The organism is Motilimonas eburnea, from assembly GCF_021295345.1.
GTDB lineage: Bacteria > Pseudomonadota > Gammaproteobacteria > Enterobacterales > CBDFNC01 > Motilimonas > Motilimonas eburnea.
Genome location: NZ_JAIMJB010000005.1, coordinates 189254 through 206267 on the forward strand (window position 1 = coordinate 189254; position 17014 = coordinate 206267).

The window sequence follows — 17014 nt, forward strand, 5'->3', positions numbered from 1 at the left end:
CAGCCTGAAAGTACTTTATAAATTAAATGATTGTTTTCGGGGCGATAATGCTAGCCGAGGTTCCTGCCTTATCTTGCCAAAAAGCCATTTCGCTGTATTTTTGAAACAAATCCGGAGGCAGTATAGTTCGCCTTGGTTGATACTCTACTTTACGTTTTACCTTATGAAGCCCTTTCACCCCTAGAGTATGATCAAATTCACTCTCCTGATAATCGAGCTGTTCAAAGTTATGTGAATAGGCTGGCAAACCAATAAACTTATATACAAGATCCAACGTCCGCTCAGGGTGTTGTGCCAGAAGATCATAGTCAATCAGTAATAGTCGTTCAGACTGGTCACCGTAATAAGCTTCTTTTAGCGCACTCCAGGCACTTCCCACAACACCAGCTCCATTGGCCAAGGACTCACAGCGTGAATAAACTGTTTGCCTGTTTTGTGGATTAAACATACGACTATAATCAAAGGGGTTTTTACGGTAAATTTGTTCAAAGCTATCCATGATCCAAGCAGGATTTCGCACACAACAAAGCACCTTAAAATCACCAAATAACTCTTCCAGCTGATGTAAACGCGCCGTCCATAGTCGATTGGTATCGAATACAATTTGATGATCGGATTTGTCCTTGTAATACGCATCAAATATCGCCTGACACATGTGCTTTCGTTTCTCTTCATCGAAGAAAGTATAAAACTCTCCACCTGCACCTATTTGCTCCAGACAGCTATTAATTAATCCAGCAACAGGGCTAGACATGGCTGCATGAAAAGCCGGATTCTGCCGCAATATGCCGGCCAATAAGGTAGAGCCGGAGCGAGGTAAACCTGAAATAAAGTGAACTTGTTGCATTTTTAGTATACTTTTAACCATCCAAAGTTATTTTTTGGTTGCCATTGTAAGCAACCAAGCCATCATTACAATTAACTCCGTGGCGGATAGAGACCTATCGTAGCTATACAATAATTAAGTGCCAATACAGGTTGTATAATAGAAAATTGGGAATTGTTTCCTGTAGTACCAATAGTAACTGTCCCCCCACCACTACCACCACCGGAAACCCCACCCAATGCAACCGTACCAGTACCGGCATTCTCACGGTAAATCTCCTCTCCAGCAAGCCGACCATTTTTATTAACCGCTAGATAAGAGCCTGCTAACGGGGCATTTTGGGTGGCTTTATCCGTAGATACCAATACTTGAGCTGCAGTTCCGCCACCAGTGGAAGTAAATGTGGCGGTGTGACTATGACTTGGCATTTCAGAAATAGTTAAGGCATGGCTTTCCGTCCCTGCAGCTGTACCAATTCGCCAATCAAAGGCACTACCCGGATGCCTGCCTTTACTCATCGCCGAGCGACCTCGTAAATCGGGTAAAGCGAAAGTGGTACGACCATCCCCTCCATAGATAGTGCCTAACAATGAAAATAACGTACTATTTTGGGCGATCGACATTAATGCACCGGCACAAAATGCCCAGCCCTTGGGATTAAAATTAAAACCGTACAGCCTTACTTCACCAATAAAAGGATCTGACATAAATAATTCCTTAATTCTTTGCTTATACCCATCAATACAACAACTTAAATTATTAGTTTATTTAGTTTCGCGAAGGGAAAATTCCCTGCATGGCAATACAATAATTCAGTACCTGAATTGGCTCCATAATGCTAAATGCTCTATTACTTCCAGTAGGCAATACGGTAACAGTACCTTCAGGTTTCCCCCCACCGCCTCCCGATATGCCACCTAATGAAACAGGAGCGGTTCCGCTATTAGCTCCATAGAATGACTGGGCAGCATTTGCCGCAAGATAACTTCCCGCTGTAGGGACATTTTGCGTAGCTGCATCAGTAGACACCTGAATATCAACTGCACTGCCACCACTCGCGGTAAAACTAGCCACATGCGCATGCTCAGCCATTTCTTGTACCGTCAATGTGTGGGTTTCCGATCCCCTTTTCTGGCCAACTTTCCAGTTAAACTGACTGCCCGGCATCTCGCCCATACTCACAGCCAATTTTCCCCGTAAGTCAGGTAAGGCAAAAGTACTGCGCCCATCTCCGCCATACATAGTACCAAGTAGTGAATACAGCGCCTGATTCTGACTTATAGGAATAACGGCTCCGGTGCATTCCGCCCAATCTTGTGGTACAAAATTAAACCCGTATAAATCAACCTCGCCTATAAAAGGTACTGGCATCTATTTATCCTCCGTATATACATTTATATTGGTTTGTTATACCCACAGACGAAAATTCCATTCCTGCATTAACACCAAATCGATCAGTAAAGCTCAGTCCACTAAAAACGCCGTCAGCATTTGACAGAATATCCAGCCTTAACGCTCCATTTTTAGTTGCAACTATCACACCCTGAGGCTCACCTATATGGCATATGGTGCCGGGGTTCACACCAAAAGTCGGATGCTTTACAGCTGTCGCCTGTAACAGGTTAATTGGAGTCTGTCCCAATTTGACAATACAACCTCCTAGATGCGCATTTCCTGCTCTGGCTAGCGCGCAAATTTGCTCACTTGTCATAGTTAACCAATCAACATAAAGGTCGGCTTCTTGCACTACGGCAGCCTGACTCCTTTCACCTTGTTGTGGTACTAAGGTTTCACCCTTTTGCACTAACTCTTCAATAAATTGATAGAGCAGTTGCGGCACTTGCTGAGCAACTTTCCCTTGCAGAGATTGCAGTGTATCAAGAGGGTGAATTGGCATATCCAGAGTAGCTCCTATATCAGCTTCCCCCTTTTCAACATTGGCTTTTTGTAACGTCAGCTGCGTTTGTGTTTGGCCATCGCGAATTTGCCAATATAAAGCCATAGGACCTTGATATTTTGGCAACGGCGCGGGATGGAAGTTGTAGAAAGCAGTCATATCCAGCAGCTGCTGAGGCAGCGCCTGGGGAAAACTAAAGTTAATGGCCAAATTAACTTCCCACAGCATTAGCTTTTGCAATAACAAATCTGGTTGAGCAGAGTTGAATCTTAAGAAAGGAAGTTGCATCTCTTGTAACCAGTTTTCCAATTGGTAAGAAAATGCGTCCACTTCTTCTGTCAATACAACCCCTGCCAACTTATTTTGTTGCGCCAGCATATTAATACTTGGTCCTGCTAACGGGCTGGCCGCAAAGACTAATACCTTCACCACTCCAGATGGAAAATTAGTCATAAACAGCAGCTCCCTTCAACTTCAATGTGGCGCTGTTCTCGCCTTCACACCAAGTAGCTAAAAAACCTGGTAGCCCATTTAGCCGATAAAAAAACTGGATCCCATCCCCACTTTTTAGCAACAAGTCTCCCGGCCTATCGTCTTTTGGCACAAAGTTAATGCACACCTGTTGATCGGGAAGTGGATGACTGATGCCGGAGTCATATTCTCTGATATATTCATCATTAAAAACCTGTATCTGAGTACATAAAAGCAAGGTTTGCTCATCACCATTTTTTGGCATCAAGGGAATATTAACTTTGCCACATTCAATCAAAGTGGTATTTTCATCTAACGCTCGTTCAGGCAGGTCTTTTAAGCTCTGCCGTGTCAAAGACAGGATTTCACCCAAATGAGCTCTCTCGGCTTGTATGCTTAAATCCATATTTTGCTGAGACAATTCATCTGCATCTTTCCATTGGTCTACATACTCCCTCTGCGCTCTGTTAAGCACTGCAGAAACACAAATTTTTTCTGGGATCATGTATCCCATTTCACAGACCATAGAGGAAAAATGCTTGGCAATTGAAAAATGCCCTTCGCGACTAAATCCGTGTTGCATGGCTTCAAGTACTAAAATGTCGATGCTCGACTCCGGGGCTTGGTAGGTTAAAGCATCTTGACAGAGGATATCCTGAATATACTCCTCTACCCCCATTTCCAACACTAGAGCCTCTAATGTCTTTACCGCAGCTGCTTGCAAATCAATCAAAGTTACTTTTAATTGGGAGGTAAAAAGGGATTTCTGCTTGTAATAAGCTAGTAAAGGGAAAAGTAAAGGCGCAAACGGCCCACAAGCAGGATAGACCAAATGAATAATATTTTTTTGCTTATCAAACATAGCTCGAATAGCCTGATCTATGCCACGTATATAAGCATTAACTCTTAAATCATCTAATAAAGTGGTGATGCAGTTGTCTGACGAGAGCACTAGCCCACTTTTCGAGATATACTGCAGCTTCCTGCTTTCTTCATCGATATTCAAATTTTGATAAAATTCTTTCTGAAGATAAAATAGCGCACTTAAACTTGAGTGTAGCTCACTGCGGTGGCTCCAGGTTTTGTTTAATATTTTTTCAACTGCAAACACTGCTGCACTAGGAATATTATCTACTTCATTTTCTTTCTCATTAACTTGAGAGATTTCACTTCTGGGAGTAGGCGTTAGCTGCTCTCGTAAAAGTTGATTTAAAACCCCAGCTTGAAACTTTGAGTCTAACTGTTCGACGTGAGCATCAAATATTTTGTTAGCCTCTTTTTTATTTAATTCCCTTTGCACTTTACTCACCTTCTACATTTCGCATTTATTTGTTAGTTGCGCAATAAACCTAATCACTCTGATTTATCATCAATATATAATCTTGTTTCGAATCAAGTTCCATAAACCCCAACCTTTTATACAGCTGCCTACTTGGGTTAAACCTGTTTACATTAAGGGTTATGGCCGTTCCCGCTAGCTTGGATTTTTCTATACAACTACTGATTAAATAACTACCAATGCCTAGACCTCTATGATGTCTCAACAGGGTGATATCGATAATATGAAAAGGCTTACCCTTCTCTTTATTTACAAGCAGCCAGCCTATTTCTTTTTCTTTATATTCAACAATACTGCTAACTGAATTAGGGTTATTTTTTTGATAATACTTAAACTGCAACTCAAATTGCTGACAAAAGAAGTCCCTAACGTAGCTTTCAGGTACGCCTACTTTTTCAAGCTCGTAGTCTCGAGACATACAATATAAGTCACGTAAAAACGGCTTATCTGCATCTTTATAAGCGCGAAGCGAAATATCAGATTTATTTATCACTCAGGCTCCAGCAATAGCTTAAAGATGGATGTGAAGTAAATTTTGGCTGTCGACAGACAAACGCTTGGGTGTCCGCCTTTTAAGTAAATGGTCTCTTGGAGCAAAACTAGCCGAGAGCTTCCCTTGCAGGTTAAATACCCAGACTCGATTATTGACAGGGTCACTTACAAAAAGGTCATCCTCGATAGCAAGGATATCGTTAAAAGAGCGCTCTTTACCTAAGCGTGTTTGCCCATATTGATAAACTAACTCTCCCTGACGATTGAACACTTTGATATGTCGATTGCCCTTATCAAGGATATGCAACCTGTTTTGGCTATCCACTGTTAACTCACTAGGGCCATTAAGCCCCTTATTACCCATGCCAAACTTACCTATGATTCGTATCAGCTCTCCACCAGGAGAAAACATATAGATACGGTGTTTGCCAGAGTCAGCTAGGTAAATATTGTCATCACCATCGATTGCAATGCCGGATAGGAAACCATAGTCTTCAGGAACGCGTAGCTCACCTATCTTCAATCTATTTGTATCAAAAACGATGGCCCCTTTACCCGACTCATAAATAACGTAAAATTGTCCATATGAATTACTGGCAATGGCCATGGGCAGGTAATACAGTCCATTAGAAATCTGAGTTTCTGGCAAGTCTTCAACTGCAGGATCCCAGCTAGCACGACTACTAATGCCGTGTTCTCGGCTGGCTATAAACTCGCCAGCAGGTGTGATAAAGATGTTTCTATTTTCAATGCGGTAATTAATTGAAGATGTGTCTTTGACAGACTCAAAAAAGCGCTCTTCTTTATGGCTTATATCCTGAGTCCATTCAGCAGCTTCCTGGCTTTGCTCCCCTGAAGCTTCACCAGAAGAATCACCCAGCGCACTAAGTTGCTCCGCGCTGACACCTTTGATGCCAAGAATACTGGTAAAAGGTATGCTGCTATATCCCGCCAAAGCAGCGCTGCCTTGCATAAACTCTCTTCTTTTCATTGCCTATCCTCTAGTCATTGTGATTGTAACTTAGTCAAGTACACACTAAGACTTAGCCGAAGGGATGATCGCTAAATAGCTAAACCTGATTTCAAGATTAGACGAAAGAGTTAAACTTTACATTTTTTTCACATAAATAGTGAGGTATGGGTCAACCTTTCACGCCCACATCCAACAGCAAAGGCGGGTAGCTAACTGGGTTAGGCAATAAGAAGCTGATAATAAATAGAAATAATGTCACTGGTGCCAATTGTAGCCTAGTCAAAACAACAAACACCTCTGGCCAGGGGGCGATACACCCGTCCCTATCACCAGCCCTCTAAAAGCGAACAGCTAGGTATGCTTGCTGGAAATGGTCAAGCAAGGGCTAGGATCGGCTATATCCCTAGGTTTATTTGTTACCCCGCCCTGCAAGCAGGTGAGGTGGTCGACATCCTCAATGATGCCAGCAAACCCTCCATGACCCTATTCGCCCTCTACCCTGTGCGCCAATACACACTACCTAAGGTCAAGTATTTCATAGGTTTTTTGGAGACTTGGCTTGAAGGGCATCCGTATCGAGATTAGACTTGAAGCTCAGCAAACCAATCGTAACTAAATTTTTCTCGTTTTAGCATACTATTGAGTCACATTTAGCTAGCGCCCCATCCAAATGGAAGCGATTTGGTGAAGAATAACCATGCCTTGGTCAGTTTGAAGCCAAAACAAACCGCCTAAATTTAATACAACGGTCACCCAATACACTCTTTTAAACTCAACTTTACTCGACTTGTGGCGTAACTTTCGTTGAGCAATAAAAGCGCCTGGCCACCCGCCTAAAGCAGATAACAAATGTAATGTACTCTCTTTCGTTCTCCAACGTCCCTTCTGTGCTGCCGACTTGTCCATTGCATAGGTGACGAACGTTATAAAGCTCATCACCAGATATAAGCTCGTAACAACAATCGCGAGCTTGCCAAAGGTGGCCATTGTAAAAAGCACTAAGCAAAATAAAATGGCAAAAAATGTACCGAGGCTTCCCCTTTCTTTCTTTTTGCTGCGATTTCCTGATACTTTGGCATCCCGAGCAAATTTGACGTTAGTTGCTTTATAACGATCATTTTCTCTCACTAATTCATAAATAATAACTTCACCATCAATGGGTCTTCTTGAACGAGGATTAAAAGCCTTAATATGAACAAATGCTCGGTCTCCGCCTCCGTTCGGCTCAACAAACCCAAACCCTTTATCGTCATTCCAGTTTGCTATTTTTCCTTGGAATCTCATACTCATCCTTAAGCTAATCTGCTACCAACATTTTTGTTTGAGTGACAACATCATCTACCACAGTGATCGCACATTCGTAGCGAAAATAAAACGGCTGATGATTTAATATACCCACTTTGCCGTGTTTATCCCGCTGGTCGAATACCAAAAACGCATGCTGTTCCGCCTGCGCGATCCCATCGCTAACTGGCTTATTTATTTCAACTTGCGAACAGAACCTTTGCAATGGAGAGCGATAATAGCGGTCTAAGCCAAAAGCTAAGCCTGCAAACATAATAACGACCAAAACAAGGGCTAGCGCAACCTTAAACACCAGTAGTATCGCCTTGAAAACATATCCCTTTAGTTTTTCTATCACGCTTTAATTCCAGTATAAAATAGCCGCACGCCACTACTTGGAGATGTTGCAGTGCCAACGAGATAGTACCTAGCAAGTCAACTGTCGCAGTGTAAACAGCAATAAGATCAACAAAGTAAAGATCAAAAACACCCAAGGACTGGCTAATGTATGAGCCTTGGGAGTAAGAGGTTCAGCAAACCTCATCAAGATGATGGCCAAGAAAGCCATGGCGACCATGATTATCAGATAGGGAACAAAACTCTGATAAGCTATGCTAAGCCCCACTGCGAGGGAAAAACTCACCAGCGCAATCAATACAGCCACTAGCTGCCATAACTTACTAACAGCAAAACGATGCCCACAGCTAGCGCAGTTTGAAAGATAAGGGATGCCTACTGCGGCACAGATTAGTCGCCAACTGACGATCCCATGTTCACCGCACGCGGGGCATTTTTTCACCTCTGACAAGATCATTTCTTTTTATTTACGCACCTTGTTTATTTGCTCCTTGGCTAGCTCATAAATGCCTGCCATGGACTGAGTTAAAAAGCCGTAATTATCCAGTGCTTCTAATTGTGGCTAGGCAACCAGTTTGAGCGCCTCTTCAGCCGAACTTGCTTGAATGTAATGATTATTTGCAACTTCAAAGCCTTGTTCTACTAGCTGAGATTTTTCATCGGCAAAGCTCGCAGAGTGGACATCCAAATACGTCAATGAATCGCTGTTATGATGTATAAAAAAATTGAAACGGAGGCATCACTAAACATCCTCTTATAGATTTGAATGGCTACTTGGGATGCTGCCACGCTGCAAAATATGCAAAGAGCATAAGGCATGTGGTAACGAATGTGAACTTTTTATAAAACGGCGAGTACTATTGTGGGGGCGGAATTAATTCCGCGAAACAGCGCGTTATAAGCTAATGATTTCGCAGTTTAAAAACCGCTCCCATCTGGGTCAGATCTAAACTATCTGACTTAGCTGGGCTTGCGAACGTTTACTGAGTGCTATCACAGCGGCAAACACCAGCAGCACTAGGGCAGGAATAGCGGCGACCACAGGGGTGTAAACCAGATGAAAATACACCGCGCCCAGCATGATGATGGCAAGGCCAATGGCGGCGTAAATGGCCGTGCGTTTAAACCAAATGGCAATGGCGCCTGCCAGTTCGGCCGCGCCGATAAAATAGCCAAACCATACCGGCAGTTTCATTGCTGTAAAGGATGCATGTAGCTCGGGCGTGCCCATTAGCTTCATCACCCCAGCACCGGCAAAGGCCAGGGTGGTTAATGCCATCACGGCGTATAACGCCATTTGCTTGGTTTTACTCATCTTGTTACTCATCGCTAGCTTCCTTGTTTGGTTAAATATTTAGCCATGGTAACGCCAGCAAACTTAATTAAAATTGATACTTTTTCAGCTTCTTATTAACTTATAGTTATAAAAATACTTCTGTAGTTAGACCGAGATGACCTTAGATCAATTACAAATCGTAAAAAGCGTGCAAGAGTTGGGCAGCTTAAAGCTGGCCAGCGAGGCCTTACATAAAACCCAGCCCGCGCTGAGCAAAGCCATTAAGAATTTAGAGCAGCAATTTGGCTTTGCGATTTTTGATCGCAGCCAATACCGCTTGGCGCTGACCGCGGAAGGTAAGCAAATATATCAACACGCCCTAAAGGTGCTCGATAGCGCCAGCGCCCTTAAGCAGCTCAGTCGACACTTACAGCAGGGCTTAGAAAACAGCGTCACCCTCGCCTTTGACAGCAACTTTGATAGTCGCCGTTTGGCCCCGGTTATCCGCCAGTGTCAGCAGCGTTATGGCAATACCCAACTGGTGCTAAAACAACACAATGTCACCGGTGCGATTGAAGCCTTGTCAAAACAACAAGCCCAGCTCGCCATCTGCGCCCTGCCTAACCTGCAAATTGAAACCTTAGATTTAGAGGTTGTCGCCATCGATAAGTTAGAGCTAATCAATGTGATCGCCCCTCACCTAGCGGCCCAATTTGCTCCCCTCACCCGTCGTGAGCAGTTAAAACACGAGCTGCAAATAGTGCTACAAGACACGGGCAGCGTATCGGGCAATAAAGATTTGGGAGTCAGCCCAGATCAGCGGCGCTTATACGTCAATAATATGCAGGATAAATATCAGCTGATCAAAGCCGCGGTCGGCTGGGGCCGCCTACCTCACTACCTCATCGAGCAAGATCTGCAACTAGGCCAGTTACAACAACTTGAATTAACAGATGTTCGCAACCAACTGCTGGGCGACATTTTTATCGTAAAAAGGAAAAACCAAGTGCTAGGGCCGGTGGCCGATTTTATTTGGCGGAGTTTGGGAAAAAGTTAAGACTAAAGGAGTGACCATGAAAGCAAAACATTTATTCATCGCAGCTATATTCTTACCTATTGCTTATATGCTGCTTTGGCTGTTGGCATCCTTGCTCGATTTAAAGATTGCAGATCAGTTGTATGATGCACATTTTTTCCTGCTATGGCTAACTCTACCTTGGGGCTTCCTTGGCATAGAGCTAAGCCAAACTTGTAATGAGTTTGCCAACACTTGGATTTGCAATAGCATCAGCTTATTACTGCTGAGCTTAGGGTTGGCCATTAACACCCTTACTTTATGGTGGATTAGCAGTAAGTTATTTGCCGCCATCAAACCGAATAAAAACTAGACTGCACCGCTTTAATGCAGCCTATTTCTCGCTCCTATTTATCCCCTTGCCGCCCACTCGCCTTGGCGAAGCGCTTTTCATTGATCAGCCAGTTAACTAAGCCGACCAATTGCCCGACAAATAGCCAAACGCCTAGGTGAATGGCCACGGCTGTCATGGTGTAGCCTTGGGCAAAGGGTTGATTGACAATAAACGACATCACTACAAACAGCGGCAAGCCGTACATCAGCATACCGTGGATGAGCATATAGCGGTTGCGCCCTTGCTGTCTGAGCTTGGCCCAAGCGGCGTATTGTGTTGGTTTCATTTATTCTCCTTGCGCCAACCATAGTTTGGCTAGTTCAGCATCGCTGATGCTTAGGCTAACGGTGTCTTTCACCGCTTCGGCCACCCGCAGTTCGCCTTGCATTAATTCATCACGACGGAACCAATGTAGCGTGATCACCGCGCCCACTGGGTAGCTTTGTAATTGTTGCTCAAATTGGCTGCCCACTTGTAACTGATCCGCTGCGATGAGTAGGTCTCCCGCGCTGAGGCCAGCCTGATGGGCTGGGCTGCCTTGATTCACGGTTAGTACACGCAAACCAAAACCTTCTGCCTTGGTGCGTGCGCCAAAGCCAATTTTGTCACCTTCTACCCCTGCGCCGCCTTGATCTGCGCTACCTTTGCTGCTGCGCAGTGTCATGGTGACGCCCACTTTTGCCAATAGCTCGGCCAGCGGTAAATCATCGGTATTGTGCAGGTAAGCAAAAATATCGTCACAGCGGCGGCCCAATAGGGCTTCCACTATGCGCTGATGGCTGAGGTTATCTGTGCCCTTGCCCGTGAGACCGTAGTCTTGCCAAAGCTGGCGCATTACATCGTCCAAACTATATTGGCCTTGGCTTTCGCTGCGGATGGTCAGATCAAGATAAAGGGCGAACAAAGCGCCCTTAGTGTAATAGCTGACGATGGCATTAGCGGCGTTTTCATCTTGCTTGTAAAACTTGGTCCAAGCATTAAAGCTGGAATCGGTCAGGCTTTGCTTAAAGCGACCTTGGCCACGATAAACACGGGTGGCAATTTCGCTCAGCATGGTGAGGTATTGGCCTTGATCTACACATCCCGCACGATAGGTCAAAAAATCATCGTAATATGAGGTGATGCCTTCATAGGCCCAAAGCTGCTGGGTGTAAGCCTCTTGCGACAAGTCAAACGGGGTAAATTCTGCCGGCTTAATCCGTTTCACATTCCAGCTATGGAAGTATTCGTGGCTACACAAAGACAAATAAGTACGATAGCCCTTTTCTGCTGGGAAGCTTAAATCTGCCGAGGTGGGCAGATCGCCACGAGAACACATCAGCGCCGTTGAGGCCTTATGCTCTAAGCCGCCAAAACCATTGCTCAGCACGGTGGTCATAAACACATAACGCTCAAAGGGTGCAAGGGTGCCAAACAGCTTGATTTGGTATTCACAAATGGCGCCCAGATCTTGCTTTAGCCGCGCCATATTACAACGGTGTTTACCACTTAAGACGATGTCGTGAGGCACGCCGCAGGCCATAAAAGTTTCGATGGTGAGATCGCCCATTTCCACCGGATGATCGATTAAGTCATCGTAATCAGGGGCACTAAACTCGCCAAAGCCAAATTGCTCACCCGCAGTGCGCGTCATGCTGGTTGCCACTTTCCAATCGGCTAATTCGGCCAAGGCTGGCGCGGCAATGGTGACATAATGCGGAGCTTGCTCTAAGCCCTTGGCCGCCAAAAACACGCTGCTGCCATTGAAAAAACCATGGTTGGTGTCTAAATGGGCGGTGCGTACCGATAAATCCCACGCATACACGTGATAACTCACTTGTACCTGCCCGCTAGCATTGTTTAGCTGCCAAGTTTGCTTATCGAGTTGGGTTAACGCCAGCGTATGTCCATTGCCATCTTGCGCCGCTAGGCCTATGAGGTTTTTTGCAAAATCACGGATCATATAACTGCCCGGCAACCACGCAGGTAAGTACAACACTTGTTGTGCTTGAGCCGCGTCTATGGTCAGGGTAACGGCAAATAAATGCGCTTTAGGATCGATGGCATGAATATGATAATGCATGAAAACTCCGTGTCTTAGGCAGGTTACTAGGGCGTCATGCTGCCAAAAAGCGCCGGCCTTAGCAATGGCCTAGCGCAGCGTCTCATTAGATGGCCTGTATCTACTCATGCCTATACCCTAAGGCTGTTAATTATGGGACGATATGCCTCTGCATTCACCAAGATGACAAAGCCAATGAATTTTAAAGCCGCGATTTTTGATATGGATGGATTACTGCTAGATACCGAGCGCGTATGTATGCGGGTATTTCAGCAAGCGTGTCAGCACTTGCAAGTGCCGTTTGATCAAACCACTTACCTTTCCATTATTGGTCGTAATGCGGCGGGAATTGAGCAAATTTTGCGTGATTTTTACGGTGCAGATTACCCAGCGGTGCATCAAGCTTGGCGCGAGCGCTATAACGCCATTGTGCTGCATCAAGCGATTCCGGTTAAAACCGGCGTCATCGAGCTCCTTGAATGGCTTAAATCCAATCAAATCCCCATCGCGGTGGCGACCTCTACCCGCAAAGAAGTGGCTCAAGTTAAGCTGCAGTTGGCACAGCTCGACCATTATTTTGACCAAGTGACAACGGGTTGCGAAGTAGTGCACGGCAAACCCGCTCCGGATATCTACTTGTTAGCGGCGCAGCGACTGGGCATCGCCCCCGAGCATTGTTTGGCCTTTGAAGATTCAAACAACGGAGTACGCGCCGCCGTGGCGGCCAACATGATGGCGTATCAAATTCCCGATTTAACCCAGCCCGATGCCAACACCTTATCTCTTGGCCATCAAGTCGCGCCTTCATTGCAGCAGGTGTTGGTGGTATTAAAGCAAAATTAATTAGTTACAGTATTGGTTTTGCGGGAAGATGGGGCTTAATGGAGCTTTGTGGGAGCGGAATTTATTCCGCGAAAGGCTATCAATTAATCGCCGCATAACTGCGGCTCCCACAACAACATTTGCACCACAATACCCACCTCTCCTACACCCCATCCCCAACTTCGGCTATCATGGCGCCCTTTTACAGTTAAGGGATCATGTTCGGTGCACACATTAGCGCAACTCAAATCAGGTCAACTCATTGGCTGCAAACGCCTGCAACTCACCGAAGGCTTAACCGAGTTTCCACGTGAAATATTCACCCTAGCCGACAGCTTAGAAATTCTCGATCTCTCCAATAATCAGCTATCTAGCTTGCCAGATGATCTCGACCAGCTGCATCAACTCAAGATTATCTTTGCCTCTAATAACTGTTTCGACCATTTACCCGAAGTACTAGGTCGCTGCCCTAAACTTGAAATGATTGGATTTAAGTCCAATCAGATCAAACAAGTATCTGGCGCATCCTTACCATTGCAAACGCGCTGGTTAATTTTAACCGACAACCAAATTGAACTGCTGCCAGCGCGTATGGGCGAGTTGCATCAGCTACAAAAACTAGCGCTTGCAGGCAATCAGCTCACCGAACTGCCCGCTACCATGGCCAATTGCCATAATTTAGAGTTAGTGCGCCTGTCGGCCAACCGTTTAGTTGCCCTGCCTAATTGGTTGTTAACCTTGCCAAAGCTGGCTTGGCTGGCGTTCTCGGGTAACCCCTTTAGCCATGTCGAACATTGCCAAAGCGCGAGCGTACCCAATATCAGCCCAGCGCAATACCAATTAGGCGAAGTGCTCGGGCAAGGCGCATCCGGTGTTATTTATCGCGCTCAACTAAATCAACAGCCGAGCAAAGAGGTCGCGGTTAAGGTATTTAAGGGCGGCATTACCAGTGACGGCTACCCCAGTGACGAACTAGATTGCTGCCTCACTACCGGTATTCATCCTAATTTAATCAAGGTGTTGGCTCAGGTTGATGAGACAGAGCAGCTGGCATTAGTGATGGAGTTGATCCCCGCCAACTATACCAACTTAGGTTCACCGCCCTCATTACAAAGCTGTACCCGTGACACCTTTGCCGATGGCACCCAGTTTACGCCAAGCCAAATTCACCTTATCGGCCAACAAATGGCCGACACCCTTGCCCATATGCACCAACAAGGCGTCAGCCACGGCGACATCTATGCCCATAACATCTTAATTAATGAGCAAAATCAGGTGTTATTTGGTGATTTTGGCGCCGCCACTCACCTTAACCACATCACCCCAGAGCAACAAACCGCGATGGAAGCCATAGAGGTGCGCGCATTTGGTTGTCTATTGGATGATTTATTGGGGTTAGTGACAGCAGAAGCTCCGATCTTAACAGGCAAATTACGTGCGCTAGCCGCGCAGTGTGTTAGCAATCAAGTTGAACAGAGACCAAATTTCTCTACATTGAAGACCTTGCTCTATGACCTAACGCAAAATGAATAGCAAGCATGGTATTACCGCAGGAAAGAAGGCTGTGACTACCAAATTGAACATTACATAACTTCCTTCCTGATGCCAAACCAAAGAGATAACTGAGATCACGGCAACAAAACGCTTTTCGGACCTTCAGTAATAGGCATAAAAGGAGCAATTTAAATGGCAGGAAAGATATAGTATAGACTTGATTTATATCGCAACTTATTCACTTGCATTTAGTCGAGAAAGAAAATATGAAGATTTTCTATGAGCGCATAGAAACGGAAACCGAAATCAAAATTATTACTAAGCCTCATGCCTTGTATATATTTATTGGCCTCAGTTTGCTCTATGCGGTGATTGACCATTTCATTTCCATTCCAGGTGAGGTGACGCTGTCCGATTATGCAGGAATGACGATAATTGCTTTGCTATTTTTACGACTGATTGTAATGAGAAAGGTGCGAAAAGAACTGTTTACAGCAATGAAAACAAAACAAGTAAAATTCACTGGCTCACGGCTTAGTTTCACCAACCCAATTGTAGCGACGATTCCAAAATAATGGATTTGTTTCTCAGCTTAGTGGCTCTGTTGGTCGAGGCATGCCTCTTCATTGTTTCCGCTGTAAGCAGACCATTAAAATACCTACTGTCTAGCACTTACCGCCAGCAGCTAAGAATGCAATGGCAATACACACCAGCCATGATTATGCTACATATATTTGGCAAACTTGCACTATTAATACTGATAGGGGTAATGGTTGTGTTGGTCGGCCATTTTGTCCTAAACCCAGCAGAGCCAGCGATTAGCCCACACCTTTTGAATAAAGACCAAATCGATAGCTGGTTGAATAGTCAATCATAATGACAATGAGTGTGAAAAAGACTGATTATGTTGGCTGTCCATACAACTTGGCATGACTGCGGCCACGAGTCATTGCGCGTGGGTAGAAGCGATATTTATATCGCGAAAGAGTGATTAACACACCGAAATGCATGCTCATTCGCGGTTTAAAAACCGCTCATACTCAGGAATGAATAAGCTGATACCAGATTCAGCCATCTGTTGTTATGCTTGTTTTATCTTCTTGAACGCATGACAACTTAGACCATGTCACAACACTCTATTGATATCGCTTGGTGGCAGCTGGGGTTGTTTAGTCTAACCTTGCTGCTCCCTTTTGCCATCAACTGGCAATACCAATTGCGCATAGGCAAGGAAGCCATGGTGGCGCTGCTGCGTATGACGGTGCAGTTAGTACTAGTTGGGGCCTATCTAGCCTTTTTATTTGAAATTAATAGCTTGTGGTTAAACTTACTGTGGCTCGGGGTGATGCTACTGGTGGGCTGTAGTGCCATTATTGATAAAGCCAAGTTGCCGCTTAAACCGCTGTTTTTCCCTGTCGTTAGCGCTTTGATGGTGGCGCTTTTGCCGCTACTTGCCCTGCTGTCGTTTGCGATTATTGAGCCCTCCCCTTATTACGACGCGCAATACCTTATCCCGATTGCGGGCATGCTACTGGGAAACAGCATGACGGCCAACATCATTTGCTTGCAGCACTTTTTTACCTCCTTTGAAAATCGCTGGTCTGAGTATGAAGGGGCCTTAGCTCTAGGGGCAACGCCCAAACAAGCATCCAAGAGCTTTGTTCAAAGCGCATTACAAAAGGCCTTGGCTCCCATTTTAGCCACCATGGCTACAACGGGCTTAGTCTCTTTACCCGGTATGATGACGGGGCAAATCTTGGGCGGCGCTAGCCCTATGGTCGCGATCAAGTATCAGTTGCTAATTATGATAGCCATTTGGGTAATGATGAGTATTTCTACCAGCTTATGTTTGTTGTTACTGGTGCATAGATGCATCAATCGGCAGGGGCGAGTAATGATTTCAACTCAGGACAAAAGCTAAAAAAATGGCGGCTGGTTAAGCCGCCAAAAAAGTGGGTTCGTGCTCTGGGTCTTCAAGCCATTCCCAAGACAGTCCAAGCGCTCAGTGCTCAAAAGTGTAACGTCAGAGCTGTAACGCTTGGTGTGACAAGTGGTTAAGAGCATATGATTAATGAGCCAAGTGACACAACCCCGACAAAACCACGAAATCGATTGTATCGATTCTCATAAAAGACATTTAAAAACATACAATTAAGTCGATAATTGAATTGCGGGCAGTTAATGCCAAAGCATTAAAAAGCTAGGTCGCATGTGTTAATTATATGATGAATAGTGAAAAACTATCATTTCAGGCTTTTATTGGGCCACTAATCCGAAATTACTCAGAATGTGAAATCGAACGAAAATGGAACCGTTTTCACTCTAGTGGATAA

General features: G+C 45.0%; 19 protein-coding genes. 7 read left to right on the forward strand and 12 right to left on the reverse strand.

The features are described from left to right. Positions 1-22: 22 nt before the first annotated feature. From K6Y21_RS06855 to K6Y21_RS06885, 7 genes are all read right to left on the reverse strand, one after another. On the reverse strand, positions 23-847 hold the full coding sequence (locus tag K6Y21_RS06855; protein ID WP_233071039.1) for a sulfotransferase family protein: 825 nt from the start codon (positions 845-847) through the stop codon (positions 23-25). A gap of 71 nt (positions 848-918) precedes the next feature. Beyond that, a complete protein-coding gene (locus K6Y21_RS06860) occupies positions 919-1533 on the reverse strand; it encodes a phage tail protein (protein WP_233071040.1) in 615 nt (204 codons plus the stop codon). Positions 1534-1594: 61 nt separating this feature from the next. Further along, positions 1595-2197 carry a phage tail protein gene (locus K6Y21_RS06865; RefSeq protein WP_233071041.1) on the reverse strand — a complete coding sequence of 201 codons (603 nt, stop codon included), beginning with the start codon at positions 2195-2197 and terminating at the stop codon, positions 1595-1597. A gap of 4 nt (positions 2198-2201) precedes the next feature. Next, positions 2202-3176, reverse strand: a complete 975-nt coding sequence (locus K6Y21_RS06870; RefSeq protein WP_233071042.1) for a methionyl-tRNA formyltransferase — start codon at positions 3174-3176, stop codon at positions 2202-2204. Beyond that, positions 3169-4494: an SAM-dependent methyltransferase gene (locus tag K6Y21_RS06875; RefSeq protein WP_233071043.1), complete on the reverse strand. Its 1326-nt coding sequence runs from the start codon at positions 4492-4494 to the stop codon at positions 3169-3171. The genes K6Y21_RS06870 and K6Y21_RS06875 overlap by 8 nt, the downstream gene beginning before the upstream one ends. Before the next feature lie 49 nt (positions 4495-4543). After that, complete coding sequence (locus K6Y21_RS06880; RefSeq protein ID WP_233071044.1) at positions 4544-5026, reverse strand: GNAT family N-acetyltransferase; 483 nt, start codon at positions 5024-5026, stop codon at positions 4544-4546. An 18-nt stretch (positions 5027-5044) separates the two neighbouring features. Then, positions 5045-6016: an NHL repeat-containing protein gene (locus K6Y21_RS06885; protein WP_233071045.1), complete on the reverse strand. Its 972-nt coding sequence runs from the start codon at positions 6014-6016 to the stop codon at positions 5045-5047. A 339-nt stretch (positions 6017-6355) separates the two neighbouring features. Between K6Y21_RS06885 and K6Y21_RS06890 the strand changes: the two genes are divergently transcribed. Then, the gene (locus K6Y21_RS06890; RefSeq protein ID WP_233071046.1) at positions 6356-6583 is read left to right on the forward strand and encodes a type 2 periplasmic-binding domain-containing protein; all 228 of its coding nucleotides are present in this window, start codon (positions 6356-6358) and stop codon (positions 6581-6583) included. A 69-nt stretch (positions 6584-6652) separates the two neighbouring features. Here K6Y21_RS06890 and K6Y21_RS06895 read toward each other — a convergent pair whose 3' ends face one another. The 3 genes from K6Y21_RS06895 to K6Y21_RS06905 form a co-directional block, all read right to left on the reverse strand. After that, complete coding sequence (locus tag K6Y21_RS06895) at positions 6653-7282, reverse strand: DUF1294 domain-containing protein (protein WP_233071047.1); 630 nt, start codon at positions 7280-7282, stop codon at positions 6653-6655. A 13-nt stretch (positions 7283-7295) separates the two neighbouring features. Then, positions 7296-7640 (reverse strand): hypothetical protein, encoded by a 345-nt coding sequence (locus K6Y21_RS06900; protein WP_233071048.1) that lies wholly within the window; start codon positions 7638-7640, stop codon positions 7296-7298. A 945-nt stretch (positions 7641-8585) separates the two neighbouring features. Further along, positions 8586-8966, reverse strand: coding sequence for a DoxX family protein (locus tag K6Y21_RS06905; RefSeq protein ID WP_233071049.1), 381 nt, complete (start codon positions 8964-8966; stop codon positions 8586-8588). A 124-nt stretch (positions 8967-9090) separates the two neighbouring features. On the opposite strand from K6Y21_RS06905, the gene K6Y21_RS06910 reads away from it, so the two are divergent. Beyond that, entirely contained in the window at positions 9091-9972 is an 882-nt protein-coding gene (locus K6Y21_RS06910) for a LysR family transcriptional regulator (protein WP_233071050.1), read from the forward strand. Between the two features lie 16 nt (positions 9973-9988). After that, entirely contained in the window at positions 9989-10303 is a 315-nt protein-coding gene (locus K6Y21_RS06915) for a hypothetical protein (protein WP_233071051.1), read from the forward strand. A gap of 34 nt (positions 10304-10337) precedes the next feature. Here the strand turns inward: K6Y21_RS06915 and K6Y21_RS06920 are convergent, their stop codons facing one another. Together K6Y21_RS06920 and K6Y21_RS06925 are read right to left on the reverse strand one after the other, a co-directional pair. Continuing rightward, on the reverse strand, positions 10338-10610 hold the full coding sequence (locus K6Y21_RS06920; RefSeq protein WP_233071052.1) for a hypothetical protein: 273 nt from the start codon (positions 10608-10610) through the stop codon (positions 10338-10340). After that, positions 10611-12386: a M61 family metallopeptidase gene (locus tag K6Y21_RS06925; protein WP_233071053.1), complete on the reverse strand. Its 1776-nt coding sequence runs from the start codon at positions 12384-12386 to the stop codon at positions 10611-10613. A 132-nt stretch (positions 12387-12518) separates the two neighbouring features. On the opposite strand from K6Y21_RS06925, the gene K6Y21_RS06930 reads away from it, so the two are divergent. The 4 genes from K6Y21_RS06930 to K6Y21_RS06945 all read left to right on the forward strand — a co-directional run bounded on the left by K6Y21_RS06930 (position 12519) and on the right by K6Y21_RS06945 (position 16602). Next, entirely contained in the window at positions 12519-13208 is a 690-nt protein-coding gene (locus K6Y21_RS06930) for an HAD family hydrolase (RefSeq protein WP_349629474.1), read from the forward strand. 204 nt (positions 13209-13412) lie between these two features. Continuing rightward, complete coding sequence (locus K6Y21_RS06935) at positions 13413-14720, forward strand: protein kinase (protein ID WP_233071054.1); 1308 nt, start codon at positions 13413-13415, stop codon at positions 14718-14720. 227 nt (positions 14721-14947) lie between these two features. Continuing rightward, a complete protein-coding gene (locus tag K6Y21_RS06940) occupies positions 14948-15256 on the forward strand; it encodes a hypothetical protein (protein ID WP_233071055.1) in 309 nt (102 codons plus the stop codon). 548 nt (positions 15257-15804) lie between these two features. Continuing rightward, positions 15805-16602, forward strand: coding sequence for an ABC transporter permease (locus tag K6Y21_RS06945; RefSeq protein WP_233071056.1), 798 nt, complete (start codon positions 15805-15807; stop codon positions 16600-16602). Positions 16603-17014 lie beyond the last annotated feature (412 nt).